Source organism: Sphingomonas sp., assembly GCF_048595155.1.
Classification (GTDB): Bacteria; Pseudomonadota; Alphaproteobacteria; order Sphingomonadales; family Sphingomonadaceae; genus Sphingomonas_I.
This window is the reverse complement of sequence record NZ_JBMDXN010000074.1, coordinates 1-14,137: the sequence shown is the minus strand read 5'-3', so window position 1 is coordinate 14,137 and position 14,137 is coordinate 1. Positions and strand designations below refer to the sequence as shown.

Annotated in this window: 14 protein-coding genes and 1 pseudogene; 8 read left to right on the top strand and 7 right to left on the bottom strand. The window is 67.0% G+C overall.

Annotated elements, in window-relative coordinates; all coding sequences use genetic code 11:
• Window positions 1-106: 106 nt before the first annotated feature.
• The 3 genes from rpiA to ACOJSI_RS11615 all read right to left on the bottom strand — a co-directional run bounded on the left by rpiA (window position 107) and on the right by ACOJSI_RS11615 (window position 2,527).
• Window positions 107-793: a ribose-5-phosphate isomerase RpiA gene (gene rpiA, locus ACOJSI_RS11625; protein WP_420138454.1), complete on the bottom strand. Its 687-nt coding sequence runs from the start codon at window positions 791-793 to the stop codon at window positions 107-109.
• A 64-nt stretch (window positions 794-857) separates the two neighbouring features.
• Window positions 858-1,619, bottom strand: coding sequence for a TIGR02186 family protein (locus tag ACOJSI_RS11620; RefSeq protein ID WP_420138453.1), 762 nt, complete (start codon window positions 1,617-1,619; stop codon window positions 858-860).
• A complete protein-coding gene (locus tag ACOJSI_RS11615) occupies window positions 1,616-2,527 on the bottom strand; it encodes a sulfite exporter TauE/SafE family protein (RefSeq protein WP_420138452.1) in 912 nt (303 codons plus the stop codon). Before ACOJSI_RS11615 ends, ACOJSI_RS11620 begins: the two co-directional genes overlap by 4 nt.
• Before the next feature lie 741 nt (window positions 2,528-3,268).
• Here ACOJSI_RS11615 and ACOJSI_RS11610 point away from each other — a divergent pair.
• From ACOJSI_RS11610 to ACOJSI_RS11580, 7 genes are all read left to right on the top strand, one after another.
• Entirely contained in the window at window positions 3,269-4,003 is a 735-nt protein-coding gene (locus ACOJSI_RS11610; RefSeq protein ID WP_420138451.1) for an alpha/beta fold hydrolase, read from the top strand.
• The gene (locus tag ACOJSI_RS11605) at window positions 4,000-4,725 is read left to right on the top strand and encodes a hypothetical protein (RefSeq protein WP_420138450.1); all 726 of its coding nucleotides are present in this window, start codon (window positions 4,000-4,002) and stop codon (window positions 4,723-4,725) included. Before ACOJSI_RS11610 ends, ACOJSI_RS11605 begins: the two co-directional genes overlap by 4 nt.
• A 210-nt stretch (window positions 4,726-4,935) precedes the next feature.
• Window positions 4,936-5,142, top strand: a complete 207-nt coding sequence (locus ACOJSI_RS11600) for a hypothetical protein (protein WP_420138449.1) — start codon at window positions 4,936-4,938, stop codon at window positions 5,140-5,142.
• A gap of 66 nt (window positions 5,143-5,208) precedes the next feature.
• Complete coding sequence (locus tag ACOJSI_RS11595) at window positions 5,209-5,625, top strand: VOC family protein (RefSeq protein WP_420138448.1); 417 nt, start codon at window positions 5,209-5,211, stop codon at window positions 5,623-5,625.
• On the top strand, window positions 5,622-6,674 hold the full coding sequence (locus ACOJSI_RS11590; RefSeq protein WP_420138447.1) for an NAD(P)H-dependent flavin oxidoreductase: 1,053 nt from the start codon (window positions 5,622-5,624) through the stop codon (window positions 6,672-6,674). Before ACOJSI_RS11595 ends, ACOJSI_RS11590 begins: the two co-directional genes overlap by 4 nt.
• The gene (gene gloB / locus ACOJSI_RS11585) at window positions 6,671-7,399 is read left to right on the top strand and encodes a hydroxyacylglutathione hydrolase (protein WP_420138446.1); all 729 of its coding nucleotides are present in this window, start codon (window positions 6,671-6,673) and stop codon (window positions 7,397-7,399) included. Before ACOJSI_RS11590 ends, gloB begins: the two co-directional genes overlap by 4 nt.
• Before the next feature lie 56 nt (window positions 7,400-7,455).
• A complete protein-coding gene (locus ACOJSI_RS11580) occupies window positions 7,456-7,848 on the top strand; it encodes a hypothetical protein (RefSeq protein WP_420138445.1) in 393 nt (130 codons plus the stop codon).
• Between the two features lie 30 nt (window positions 7,849-7,878).
• Here ACOJSI_RS11580 and ACOJSI_RS11575 read toward each other — a convergent pair whose 3' ends face one another.
• The 4 genes from ACOJSI_RS11575 to ACOJSI_RS11560 all read right to left on the bottom strand — a co-directional run bounded on the left by ACOJSI_RS11575 (window position 7,879) and on the right by ACOJSI_RS11560 (window position 13,246).
• Window positions 7,879-9,618 (bottom strand): AMP-dependent synthetase/ligase, encoded by a 1,740-nt coding sequence (locus ACOJSI_RS11575; protein WP_420138444.1) that lies wholly within the window; start codon window positions 9,616-9,618, stop codon window positions 7,879-7,881.
• A 178-nt stretch (window positions 9,619-9,796) separates the two neighbouring features.
• Window positions 9,797-11,539, bottom strand: a complete 1,743-nt coding sequence (ggt, locus tag ACOJSI_RS11570; protein ID WP_420138443.1) for a gamma-glutamyltransferase — start codon at window positions 11,537-11,539, stop codon at window positions 9,797-9,799.
• 100 nt (window positions 11,540-11,639) lie between these two features.
• Window positions 11,640-12,671, bottom strand: coding sequence for a quinone-dependent dihydroorotate dehydrogenase (locus ACOJSI_RS11565; protein ID WP_420138442.1), 1,032 nt, complete (start codon window positions 12,669-12,671; stop codon window positions 11,640-11,642).
• A 56-nt stretch (window positions 12,672-12,727) separates the two neighbouring features.
• Window positions 12,728-13,246 carry a DUF1993 domain-containing protein gene (locus ACOJSI_RS11560; RefSeq protein ID WP_420138441.1) on the bottom strand — a complete coding sequence of 173 codons (519 nt, stop codon included), beginning with the start codon at window positions 13,244-13,246 and terminating at the stop codon, window positions 12,728-12,730.
• Window positions 13,247-13,441: 195 nt separating this feature from the next.
• Here ACOJSI_RS11560 and ACOJSI_RS11555 point away from each other — a divergent pair.
• A pseudogene (locus tag ACOJSI_RS11555) lies at window positions 13,442-14,137 on the top strand (excinuclease ABC subunit A); the annotation flags it as partial.

Here is a 14,137-nt window from a genome sequence, read left to right as displayed (position 1 = left end):
GATTCCCTTCTATGGTCGTCGGGCAGAGGGCCGTTAGACCCGATATCGCGACAGGTGCAACGCTTGGAGCGGGCGAACTGCCCTTTGGTAGTAACGTAGAGCGACTTTAGTCTGTTAGAAGACGCTCCTTGACGATTAGTTGCCCCGCATCGGAGATATAGGACGCATCGACCTCGTCGATGAACAGGCCATGCCCGATCATGCCGGGGATTGATGACAGCCGTGCGGCCAGCTGCCCTGGATCGGCGATGAATCCGAAATGGCAATCGAGCACGAAATTGCCCTGGTCGGTGCGGTAGGGCGCGTCATCCTTTTGCCGGAGCACCGCACGCGCGCCCAGCCGCTCCAGGGCGGCCTGCACAAAGGCTTGGGCGAAGGGCAGCGTCTCGCACGGCACCGGCATCGCACCCAGCTGCGCGACCCGCTTGGATCCATCGGCGATCACGATCATGCGCGCCGCCGCCGCCGCCACGCATTTCTCCCGCAACATCGCCCCGCCCGCACCCTTGATCGCGCGAAAATCCGGATCGATCTCGTCTGTGCCGTCAATGGCCAGGTCGATCGCGGCGACCTCCGCGAACGGAAGCACCTCGATGCCGAGCTGGCTGGCCTGCTGCTCGCTCTTCAACGACGTCGCCACAGCGCGAAATTTCAGTCCCCCCGCCCGGAGGCGGCCAAGTTCATCGATCAGGAACGCCGCGGTCGATCCCGTGCCGAGCCCGACGATCATGCCCTCCTTCACCTCCGCGGCAGCGGCGCAGGCGGCAAGGCGTTTGTCGGCATCCTGGGACATGGCTGCACAGATGGTTCTTCCGTCCGCCACAGGCAACCCATTCTCTATGTCGGATGATACGCAGCTATCGGCGTGCCCGCGCGAAGCCCAGGGCGGCAAGCCAGCCGAGCAACAGCGACAGGCCGATCGCAGTCAGGCCATACGCCAGCGGGTGTTGTTCCGCCGCGTTGGCGATGAAGCGTTCGAAACCGGATTTGCCGATCGCGATCTCGCGCGTCGCCACCGCCACGATCCGGCCGTTGCGGATCAGGTAGGTCTCGGCCGTGTAATTGCCGATCGGCACGCGCGCCGGAATGGCGATGAGCGCGCGATACAATACGCCTTCGCGCACGGAGACGGCGCCGACATGTTCGGCATACAGGCCGCTATTGCGCTTAAGCTCGATCAGGCCGCGTTCGAACCGGGCCTGTTCCTTCGCGCTCGATCCGTTTGCGGGGGACAAGAGCAGGTTGCCGATACCGATCTCGTAAATGGCGGCGGTGCGCGGAGAGACCAGCCTGTCCAACGGCCGCGACGTCGCCACCGCATAGAAGCTCGGCACCGAACGGAAGCGCTCGCTCGCATGGTTGACCCAGATGCCGGCAATTTTGGCCTTTTCGCGCACCAGCAGCGGCTCCGACGGCCCCTTGATGACGACGACGACATCGGTATCGGGCGTAGGCGGCCGCCCGCCCGGATAGAGGATGGCGCCGAACAGCAAGAGCTCCGCGCCGGTGAAGCTGTAGGCGATGTCGATCCGCGTGTCCGACACATCCGGCACCAGCCGCGGTTCCGACGCGCCGATCAGCAACGGCAATGCCGCGAGCAGGGCCAGCAGCCGCTTCACAGCACCTGCACCGTATAAATGGCATCGGGACGCCAGGTCAGCCCGAACGCCATTCGGATCGCCACCGCCAGCACGATCAACGCCAGGAACAGGCGCGCCCGCTCCGGCCGCACCCGCTGCACCAGCCGCGATCCGATCTGCGCGCCGGTCACCGATCCGATCAGCAGCAATCCCGCCAGCACCAGATCCACCGCATGCGTCGTCAGCGCGTGCACCAACGTTGTCGTCGCCGTGACGAACAGACCCTGGAACAGGGACGTGCCCACCACCACGCGCGTCGACACGCCGAAAATGTAGATCATTGCCGGCACCAGGATGAAGCCGCCGCCGACACCCATCAAAAACGTCAGCAGCCCGGTCACCAGCCCGAGAAGGAAGGGCGCCAGCGGCGAAATATACAGGCCTGCACCATAGAAACGCCACCGCATCGGCAGTGCCGCGACCAGCCGCCGCTGTCGTTTCTGCGTCGGCGCGGCGGCGCCCTGCTTGTGCGCGGCCGCGGTCCGCAGCGATTCGCGCGCCATCGTCAGGCCGATCCAGCCGAGCAGCGCCACATAGAGAATGCCGATGATCGTATCGATCTGGCCGGTCTTCTGCAGCAGCCGGAAGATCAGGCCGCCGATCACCGATCCGACCGCGCCGCCCGCAACCAGGACGATTCCCATCCGGAAATCGACCCCCTGGCGCTTGCTATGCGCAATCAGCCCCGAAACGCTGGCGCCGGTAATCTGCGTGGCCGACGAGGCGACGGCGACGGCAGGCGGCACGCCATAGAAGATCAGCAGCGGCGTCGTCAGGAAACCGCCGCCCACGCCGAACATGCCCGAAAGAATGCCGACGGCGCCGCCGAGCAGCACGATCACCAGCGCATTGACGGAGAGACCGGCAATGGGAAGGTAAAGGTGCATACCCCGTTAGACCCGGTCCCGGCCGCCCTTTCAACCATCGCGTTTCCGCCGCGCCGTGGAACGCAGGTCTCTCGTCCGCCGCCCCTCCAGCGGAGACCGTCCCTCTTCCTCCACCGTCGCCCCAGCCCTTCGGCTGCCTGCAAGGCAGGCGCTCAGGATAAACTTCAGCCTTCGGCTGAAGGCAGGGCCCCATGGCGCCTGCCACGGGCGACGGCGTCGTGTCGCGGAGCTCGAGCGCGGCAATCCGGTCGGCCGCCATCAGCGGCGGGGCAGGCGGAGAAATCCGTGGATGCCAGCCTGCGCTGGCATGACGGTCGGAACGGATCAGCGCCAGCAAGCCAAACGCGAGCGCCCCACCCCCGACGCTTCCGAACAGGCCCGGAGCCCCCCCGTTGCCCCAGCGCAGGCTGGGGCCCATGGCGCGTGCCACGGGCGACGGCGTCGTGTCGCGTAATTCGAGCGCGGCAATCCGGTTGGCCGCCATCAGCGGCAGGACAGGCGGAAAGGTCCGTGGATGCCAGCCTGCGCTGGCATGACGGCCGGAAGGGATCAGCGCCAGCAAGCCGAACGCGAGCGCCCCACTACCGACGCATCCGAACAGGCCCCGAGCCCGCACCCGTCGCCCCAGCGAAGGCTGGGGCCCATGGCGCGTGCCACGGGCGACGGCTTTGTGGCGGCACCATAACGATGCCCCCCCGCACGGGGCGACGCCGAGTGACGGATTGTGATAACGAGGCACTCATGCCAGACTATCTCGACCGCCCCGGCCTGCCGCGGCTCGCCTATGAACAACGCGATGGCGCCGGTCCCACCATCGTCTTCCTGCCCGGCTACGGATCCGACATGAGCGGATCGAAGGCGGTCGCGCGGGACGCCTGGGCGGAAACCCACGGCCACGCCATGCTCCGCTTCGATTATCGCGGCTGCGGCGCCAGCGAAGGCGTCTTCGGCGATGCGACGCTGGACGATTGGCGGGACGACGCGCTGGATGTGATCGATCGATTGACGCAGGGGCCGCTGATCCTGGTCGGATCGTCGATGGGCGGCTGGTTGATGCTGTTGATCGCGTTGGAGCGACCGGAACGTATCTCTGGCCTGGTCGGCATCGCCGCCGCGCCCGATTTCACCCAATGGGGCTATGACGAAACGCAGCGCGCGACGCTGGCCAGTGACGGGCTGATCGTCAGTCATCATCCGGACTATGAGACGCCCGAAATCACCACCCAGGCTTTCTGGGCGAGCGGCCAGGCCAATCTCCTGCTGGACGGCGAAATTCCGATCGATTGCCCGGTTCGCTTGCTCCAGGGCCTTGATGACAGCGACGTTCCGCCCTCCGTCGCCTTTCGGCTGGGCCGCGCGCTGCGTTCAGCCGATGTGCAGACCCTGTTGGTTAAAGGCGGCCAGCATCGCCTTTCGCGCCCGGGGGATCTCGGCCTGCTGCTGACCACCACCGCCGCCCTCACCGAGAGCTTATGATCCCCTTCCTTTTTGCCGCTGCTGTCCTCACCGACTTGTCGGATGACGCGGCCCGCACCGCCGCCTGCCGGACATTGGTCGCGCGTGACGCCAACGCTGCGGTCGAGCAGGCCACCGCCTGGGCGGATCGCGACAAAAGCGTGGCAGCGCGCCAATGCCTTGGTATCGCTTATGCCGCGCTGGAGCGATGGGCGCCGGCCCAGGCCGCGTTCGAACAGGCCGCGACCGACGCGCAGGCACAAAATGTCGGCCGCCCCGCCGAATTGTGGAGCCAGGCCGCCAACGCGGCGCTGGCCGCCGATCAACCCGCGCGGGCCCGCGAAGATATCGACCATGCCCTTGCTTTGCCCGCGCTGCCGCCGACGCTCGCCGGCGAAGCCTGGGTGGATCGCGCCCGCGCCGATGTCGCGCTCAATCAATTGCCGCAGGCCCGGATCGATCTTGATCGGGCCTTGGCGCTGGTGCCGCAGGATCCGTTCGCATGGCTGTTGTCCGCCACACTGGCGCGGCTGCAGAAGGATCTGCCGCGGGCGCAGAAGGATATCGAGGTCGCGATGAAATCGGCCGCTGATGATCCTGCCGTCCAGTTCGAAGCCGGTAATATCGCCGCGGCCGCCGGCAGGAATGATGTGGCACGTCTCGCTTGGACGCGGGCTGCGCAACTCGGCCCGTCGGATCCCGCCGGTCAGGCGGCGTCCGCACGATTGGCGCAACCGCACTAAACGCAGGTGACGTCGCGCCGGCCGTTCGCCCGGCGAAGGCAACCTCCAACAAACTTCTATGATCTGGATCATGCTGCATTGCGGCAAAGATCATGGCGCGTTACGGTCAGCGCTCGGCAGTACGAAGGGATTCGTATTATGCGCGGCGCAACACGTCGGATGTCACTGGCCTGTATGCTCGGCCGGCACAAACGCGGGTCCGTTTTATGCGTGGACCGCCGCCTCTATTCGGAATGTCATCATTGCGGCAGCGACCTTATTCGCAAGGGTCGGCGCTGGCATGTTGCCGCACCGCACGAATTGCCCGGCGACTGGAAGGCGCAGCATTCGCCGCGCTGGGGTGTGCCGCCGTCGCTGTTCGCCGCGGTCGCAGGCTTCGTCTTGCTGGGCGCCTTGCTCTTCCTGATACAACGGTAGCGCGGCGGGGCAATTGCCCGGCGACAGGGCTCGCATCCGGTCCGCCGGACCGCTATTTGCCACGCCATGACCAAATATCTTCACACCATGATCCGGGTGTCCGATCCCGAAGCCACGATCCGCTTCTTTGAGCTGATCGGCCTGCGCGAGATACGCCGGATGGACAATGAAGCGGGCCGCTTCACGCTGATCTTCCTGGCTGCGCCCGGCGATGAAGACGCACAGGTCGAACTCACCCATAATTGGGATCAGGCCGGTTATGACGGCGGGCGCAATTTCGGCCATCTCGCTTACCGCGTCGACGATATCTACGCGACCTGCCAGCGCTTGATGGATGCCGGGGTGACGATCAATCGCCCGCCGCGTGACGGCCATATGGCCTTCATTCGCACGCCCGATAATATCTCGATTGAGCTGCTGCAGGACGGGCATCTGCCGCCGCAGGAACCCTGGGCCTCCATGCCCAACACCGGCGTCTGGTGACGGCCACCTGGCGTGATCGTCGGCTGCTCGATCTGTTCGGGATCGAGACGCCGATCGTGCAGGCGCCGATGGCCGCGGCACAGGATGCGGCGCTGGCTATCGCCGCGATCCGCGCTGGTGCCCTTGGGTCGCTGCCCTGCGCGCTGCTGACGCCCGATGCCGTTCGCGCCCAGGTTGCGGACGTGCGGGCTGCAGTCACGGGTCCGCTCAACCTCAATTTCTTCTGCCACTCTCTCCCCGGCGAGGTTGACGATCGCGCATGGCGCGCCGCGCTACAGCCTTATTATCGGGAATATGGCGCCGCGCCGCCGCTCGCGCCGCCACCGCTCCGCCAGCCGTTCGACGAAGCGATGGCTGCGCTGGTGGCGGATCTGCGGCCGCAGGTCGTCAGCTTTCATTTCGGTCTGCCCGACGCGCCTCTGCTGGAGCGTGTTCGGTCCGCCGGCTGTCGCATCATCGCCAGCGCCAACAGCCCGGCTGAAGCCCGCTGGTTGGCGGACCGGGGTGTCGACGCCGTGATCGCGCAGGGCTGGGAAGCGGGCGGCCACGCGACCTGTTTCCTGCCGGCGGACAGCTCCACGCGCATGGGCCTGTTCGCGCTGGTGCCGCAGATCGTCGATGCCGTCGACGTACCGGTGATCGCGGCGGGCGGCATCGCCGATGCGCGCGGTATCGCCGCGGCGATGATGCTGGGCGCCAGCGGCGTGCAGATGGGGACGGCGTTCCTCGCCACGCCGAACAGCCGGATCAGTCAGTTCCATCGCGATCGCCTTGGGACCGAAGCGGGCGAGGTGACGGTCGTCACGAACCTGTTCACCGGTCGTCCGGCGCGCGGTTTGCAGACGCGGCTCACGCGGGAGCTGGGGCCGACCAATCCGATCGTGCCGCCCTTTCCCCATGGTGGCGACGCGCTGGCCGAGCTGCGGGCGCATGACCCGGCGAATTTTGCGGCGATGTGGGCAGGGCAGGCGGCGGCGATGGTCCGTCCGGAGGGCACCGAACGCCTGATCCGCCGTTTGACCGTCGAAACATTGGACCTGTTGAAATGATCGAGATCGCGCGCGTCCCCGCCTTCCGCGACAATTATATCTGGCTTCTCCATGAACCTGACAGCGGCGAGACGATCGTGGTCGATCCGGGGGAGGCGGAGCCTGTGCTGGCGGAGGCGGATCGCCGCGGCTGGCGGATCAACCAGGTCTGGAACACGCACTGGCATGCCGATCACACCGGCGGCAACGCCGCCATCAAGGCCGCGACCGGATGCCGCATCACCGGCCCTGCCGCCGAACTCGGCAAGATCCCGACCCTGGATGTGCAGGTGAAGCAGGGCGATCGGGCGCACATCGGCGGCTATGGAGCGCAGGTGCTGGAGATACCCGCCCATACGGCCGGCCACATCGCCTTTCATCTGCCGGAGGCGGAGATGGTCTTTGTCGGCGATACGCTGTTCGCCATGGGATGCGGCCGCCTGTTCGAAGGAACGGCCGCGCAAATGTGGCATGCCATGCAGACGCTGGCCGCGCTGCCGCCGCAGACGCGCGTCTATTGCGGGCACGAATATACTCAGTCGAACGGCCGCTATGCGCTGGTCGCCGAACCGGACAATGCCGCAATCGCGACGCGCATGCGGGAGGTCGACGCGATGCGCGCACGCGGCGAGGCCACTTTGCCCACCATGATCGCGCTGGAGCGTGCGACCAATCCCTTCATGCGGGCGGGAAGCGCCGAGGAACTGGCGCGGCGGCGCACGGAAAAGGACAATTTTTCAGGCTGATGCGCGCAGTGCGCCACCAAAGGCGCGTGCCGGCGTTCAACAGGGGAGGAGACAGGATGATGCCTAATCTTGCCCATGCCGTGATCGTGGCGGCTATGATCGCGGCGCCGGCCGCGGCGGTTCAGCGGACGCCCGACGAACAGCTGGCGAAGCTGCTGGAAGGGCGGGTTGCGGGCCAGCCGGTCAACTGCATCAGCCTTGGCCGGCTCAACAGCAGCAGCGTCACCATTCCCCGGACGGCGCTCGCCTATCGCCAGGGGGGCACCTGGTACGTCAATCGCTTCCACGATGATTGCCAGCAATTGAATGACGACACGATCGTGGTGACGCGCACGCCCACCTCGCGCTTGTGCCGCGGCGACATTGCCGATCTCGTCCGCAGGCCTGCCAACATTCCGGCGGGAAGCTGCATCTTCGACGATTTCATCCCTTACAGGAAGGCCGGCTGAACCGTCCCGCCGCGTCAGCCAGCGGCGTATTCAGCGGCCGTATAACGCGTCGAGGCGGGGACCATAATGCTCCCGCAGCACATGGCGACGCACCTTCAGCGACGGCGTCAGCTGGCCATTCTCTATGGTGAAAGGCTCGTCCGCAACGATGATGCGGCGTACTTTTTCGGTTACCGCCAAGCCCCCATTCACCCGGTCCACCGCCGCCATCAGTGCCTTGGCAAGATCGGTGCCGGCGGGGAGCGTGGCCTGCCATTCCTTGTCCGGTACGATCAGCCCGACCAGATGGGGTCTGCGATCCCCCACCACCATCGCCTGGGCGATCTCCGGCTCCAGCGTCAGCATGCCTTCGACGCGCTGGGGCGATACATTGTCGCCCTTGTCGTTGACGATCAGGTCTTTCTTGCGATCGGTGATGACAATCCGGCCGGCCTCATCCAGGTGGCCGACATCGCCCGTATGCAGCCACGCGTCGACCAGCACGCGCGCGCTTTCCGTATCGTTGCGCCAATAACCGTGCATCACATTCTCGCCGCGGACGAGAATTTCGCCATCGTCGGCGATCCGCACCTCGGTGCCCAAGACGGGCGGCCCGACGCCCTCCATCGAAATGCCCGCGCGCGGCCGGTTGACCGAGATGAGCGGCCCGCACTCCGTCTGGCCATAACCCTGCAGCAGGGTGATGCCCAAAGCGCGGAAAAAGCGGCCCACCTCCGGATTGAGGGGCGCGCCGCCGGAGACGAGCGCCTTGATCCGGCCGCCGAAGCGCTTGCGGACCTTGCGCCGTACCGTCGCGTCCAGCAGCAGGTCGAGCGGCTTGTCGGCGATGCTCTTGTGCGGCTTGGCGTCGAGCGCGAGCGCCTGCGCCAGCAGCCATTGTGCGGCCTTGCCCTGCTTCTCCATCTGCTTGAGGATGCGGCCCCGCAGCAATTCGAACAGGCGCGGCACCACGACCATGATCGTCGGGCCGACCTCTTCCATGTTGGACGCCAGCTTCTCGATACTTTCCGCATAGTGGATCTGCCCGCCCAGGCTGATCGGAAAGTGGAACCCGGCCGTATGCTCATAGGCATGGCTAAGCGGGAGCAGGCTCAGGAATCGTTCCAGCTCGGTCGTGAAGTCGCCCTGGATCACGTCGCCCGCGCCCGCACAATTGTGCAGGATCGCGCCATGATGCTGCCGCACGCCGCGCGGGCTTCCGCCGGTGCCGCTGGTATAGATGATGCAGGCGATATCCTCGCGGGTGAAATCCGCCTGCGCGCGCGCGGCTGCGACATCGCCCGGCTGATCCGCGACAAGCTTGTCCCACTGGTGGATGCGCACCGCGCCGATCCGCTCGCGCTGGAGCGGCTCGATCGTGATCACCATTTCGCATTGGGAGGATCGCGCGAGTGCCGGCAGCAAATTCTTTGCCAGCGATGCGGTCGAAACGATCGCCGCGCGGGCGCCGCTATCGTTCAGGACATGCGCATGATCGCCGATCGTGTTGCTCGTATATGCCGGGACGGTGATGCAGCCCGCCGCCATGATCGCCAGGTCCGCGATCGCCCATTCGGGCCGGTTTTCCGATACGAGCAGGACCCGATCACATCGTTTCAGGCCCAGCCCGCGCAACGCCTCCGCCAGAGCCGCGACCCGCCGTGCCGTCTCCGCCCAGCTCAGCGACTGCCAGGCGCCGTCGTCCTTCCAGAAGAGCAACGGCGCATCGCCATGCTCGGCGGCGCGCGCGAAGAACATCGTCACCAGGTTGGGAAAGGGTTCCAGCGCCATCGTCTCTCCTGGTGCCTGTTAACGCACCTTTTACCCTATCCGTTCAGTGCGAATAGTGGTCGAGCTGCTGCGTTAGCAGCCTCTCGAGACGATGTATTGAGGGATCTGCTGTCCCAATGCTCCGGTACTTAGCCTCGCTAGCACGCCGTCGTGACGCGGCACGATGGCACGGTCGCGCTCATTCGTGTGGGGCGTTAGGCGCCTGATCGATCCGGCGGATGGCGGCATCGGCGCCCTGCACATCCATCACCACGCCCTCGCTGCGCGGATCGGCGCCGCCCGACCAGCGACCGTCGACCTGCTCGACCGCATTGGCCTTCAGGCCCAGCGGGGCCGCCCGCAACTGCTCGCCCAGGGCCGCCAGCGCCGGCAGCATCGGCTCCAGCTGCGTGCCTTTCTCCACCACGCCGCCCGGGCCGGGCGTATAGATCAGGCCGAGCCGGATTGCGTCCTGCGCGCTCATCTTCCAGTCGAGCACCGCGATCAGCGTCTTGGCGACCTGCGCGATGATGGTCGATCCGCCCGCCGCGCCGACCGCGATGCGCACCTTGCCGTCCGGTCCGTAGACGATGGTCGGCGACATGGAGCTGCGCGGCCGCTTGCCGCCCTGAACCCGGTTGGCGGCCAGATAGCCATCCTGCTCGGGCACGATGTCGAAGTCGGTCAGCTCGTTGTTGAGGAAGGTGCCGTCGACGGTCAGCCCCGATCCGAACGGGCTTTCGATCGTGGAGGTGACCTCCGCGACATTGCCTTGCGCATCGGCGACGGCCAGATCGGTCGTGCCATGTTCAGGCCCGGGAGCGACCCGCACCCGCGGCGGAGCACCCGCCGGCGTGCCCGGCGCCACCGCCGCCATCGTCCGATCGGGCGCGATCATGGCGGAGCGTGCCGCGATATAGGCCGGGTCGAGCAGGCCCGCCTGGGGAATGACGACATGGTCGCCATCCGCCAGCCACGTATCGCGATCCGCATAGGCCAGCCGCTCGCTCTCCGCGAGCAGATGCCAGGCCATCGGCGAATCCTTGCCCATCTTGGCCAGATCGAAGCGCTCCAGCTGCTTCAGGATCAGCAGCACGGTGATCCCGCCCGCCGACGGCGGCCCCATGCCGCAGATACGATAGACGCGATAGGTGCCGCACACCGGCGTACGCGCCTTCGCCCGATAGGCGGTCAGATCGGCCGGCGTCATCTTCGAAGGGTTGACCCGCGCCTCGTTGACGGTCGTCACCAGCTTCTGGCCCTGCGCGCCCTGGTAGAAGCTATCCGGCCCGCGCACCGCGATCCGCGTGAACAAAGCCGCCTGATCGGGGTTTTTCAGGATGGTGCCGACCGCCTTGGCGCTGCCGTCCGCATTGAAGAAGTGCGCGCGGCCCCAGTCGGAAATGATCGCGCTGCCATAGCTGCTGAGCGAATTGTGCAGGCGCGGCGTGACCGCGAAGCCGTCCCGCGCCAGCCGGATCGCCGGCTGGAACAAGGCCTTCCACGGCAGTTTGCCATGCGCGGCATGGGCCAGCGCCATCATCCGCAGGTTGCCGGGGACGCCGACGCTGCGTCCGCCGGGCACGGCCGCGCGATGCCCCAGCGGCACGCCATCCTTGTAGAACCAGTGATCGTCCGCCGCGGCCGGGGCCGCCTCGCGTCCGTCATAGGTCGTCGTGCCGCGGTCCGCCGCGTCATAATGGACCATGAAGCCGCCGCCGCCGATGCCGGAGCTTTGCGGCTCGACCACGTTGAGCGCCAGCATCACCGCGATCGCCGCGTCGGCCGCACTTCCGCCCTTGCGCAATATCTCCACGCCCGCCGCCGCGGCGCGCGGATCGGCCGCGGACACGATCCCCGCGGTCACCGGCGGCGCCTTGGCCATGCTGGGCGACAGAGGCAAGGCGACGGCGCACAGCGCAAGCAACAGACGTTTGATCATGCCGCCTTGATAGTCGCCGGCCCCCCTTGGGCAAGCGCACAATGTCTCGTGCGCGTGAAAGACACTCTTACCGGCTGTGAGATCTTATCAGCTTGCCGAATCAGGCAGGATCGGCCCCGATCGCGTCGCGCACATGGGCAAAGCCCTCGCGCGCCAGCAACGTCGTCAGCTCGCGCGCGATTCGCTTCGCCAGCCACGGCCCGTGATAGACCAGTGCGCTGTACAGCTGCACCAGGCTCGCCCCCGCCTTGATCCGCGCCAGCGCGTCGGCACCGCTGGCAATGCCGCCCGCCGCGATCAGCGGCAGCGCCCCGCCCGTCGCCCGGCGGAAATCGCGCAACCGTTCCAGCGCCAGCGCACGCAAGGGCGCGCCGGACAGGCCGCCGCTCTCGCCCGCATGCCCGCTGCGCAAGGGCGGCCGTGCGATCGTCGTGTTGCTGACGATCAGCGCGTCGATCCGGTGCGCCATCGCCACCCGCGCGATCGCGTCGATGTCGCGCGCCTCCAGGTCCGGCGCGACCTTCAGGAAGATCGGCGTATCCGTGCGCGCCGCCATCACCGCCGCCAGCAGCGCATCCAGCGCGCTTTCGTCCTGCAGCGCGCGCAGCCCCGGCGTGTTGGGGGAGGAGATGTTGATCGTCAGATAATCGGCCACCGGCGCCATCGTCCGCACGCCCTGCACATAATCGGCGATGCGGTCGCGCGCCTCCTTGTTGGCGCCGACATTGACGCCGACGATCCCCGGCCGCCCGGCCCGCGCGCGCAGCCGCGCCAGCGCCGCCGCCTGGCCTTCATTGTTGAACCCCATCCGGTTGATCACCGCCTGGTCCTCGACCAGCCGGAACAGGCGCGGCTTGGGGTTGCCCGCCTGCGGCAGCGGCGTGATCGTGCCGACCTCGACGAAGCCGAACCCTGTGCCCAGAAAGGCGTCGGGCGCCACCGCATCCTTGTCGAGCCCCGCCGCTAGCCCGATCGGGTTGGGGAAATGCAGCCCGGCGAGCTCCACCGCCAGCGCCGGATCGGGGCGCGCGGGATGCGCCGGCAGCGCCGTGATCAGGCGCAGCGCCAGGCCGTGCGCGCGCTCCGCATCGAACCGGAACAGGAGCGGGCGGACGAGGGGATAGAGCGACATGCCCGGCCTATAGGGTGCGCGCGCGGCTTTGTCGCGGAGAGGGGATTGGGGCGGGCTCAGGCCTCGCTCATGCCGACGCGGCCCAGATAATCCATCTTGCCGACCGGCACGCCTTCCTTGCGCAGCAGGGCATAAGCGGTGGTGACGTGGAAGAAGAAGTTCGGCAGCGCGAAGCCCAGCACATAATCGCGCGCGGTGAAGGCCATGGTCCGGTTGGGCGTGCGCACTTCCACCGGCGCCTCGTCCTTGCCGTCAAAGCCCTCGCGCGGCGTCGCCTCCAGCAGGCCGATCGTGCGGGCGATGCGCGCGCGCAGGTCCGCGATCGTCACTTCCGTGTCGGGCATGGCGACATGCTCGATCCCGCCGACGCGCACCGCCACGCCCTTGGCGCTGTCGCTCGCGCGCTGGATCTGGCCGGTCAGCGGCGCCATGTCCTCGATCAGCCGGGCTTCGGTCAGGTCGCTTTCCGGGCGGCCCTGCTCGGCGAACCACGCCGCGCCTTTCTCCAGAAACGCATCCATGTTGCGCAGCTGGCGCAGGAACAGGGGGATGCTGACATCGTAGAGCGAAAGCATGAAGGGGGGACTCCTGAGGGGCGGGCGCGGGCCGATCGCCCGTCGTGCGCCGCAGATGGTCCGGCGCGGAAAGGATGGCAAGCGGCGGCGTCGCCCCTCCGCGCATCTTCACATCCGCCCGCGCGTTCCCATCTACATCAGGACTGCGTGCCCTTGGCGCTTGCCTTCCGAACATAAGTGGAACAAACTCGACCTATGGCCTTGACCCATATTTCCGTCCGCGGCGCGCGTGAACATAATCTCAAGGGCGTCGATGTCGACATCCCGCGGGAGACGCTGACGGTCATCACCGGCCTCAGCGGATCGGGCAAGTCCAGCCTCGCCTTCGACACCATCTATGCCGAGGGGCAGCGCCGCTATGTCGAGAGCCTGTCGGCCTATGCGCGCCAATTCTTGGAGCTGATGCAGAAGCCCGACGTCGAGCATATCGAGGGCTTGAGCCCCGCCATCTCGATCGAGCAGAAGACGACCAGCCGCAACCCGCGCTCCACCGTCGCCACCGTCACCGAAATCTACGATTATATGCGCCTGCTGTGGGCGCGCGTCGGCATTCCTTACTCGCCCGAGACCGGCCTGCCGATCAGCGCGCAGACCGTCAGCCAGATGGTCGATCGCGTGATGCAGCTGCCCGAGGGCACGCGCTTCTATCTGCTCGCCCCCGCCGTGCGCGTCCGCAAGGTCGATTATAATAAAGAGCTGGCCGTATGGCAGAAGGCCGGCTTCACCCTCGTCCGCATCGACGTCGCGATTATGGAGATTGAGGACGCCCCCGCGCTCGACAAGAAATATAAGCACGATATCGAAATCGTGGTCGATCGCCTCGCCATCCGCGAAGGCATCGAGACCCGCTTGGCCCAAAGCTTCGAAACCGCGCTCAAGCTCGCCGAAGGC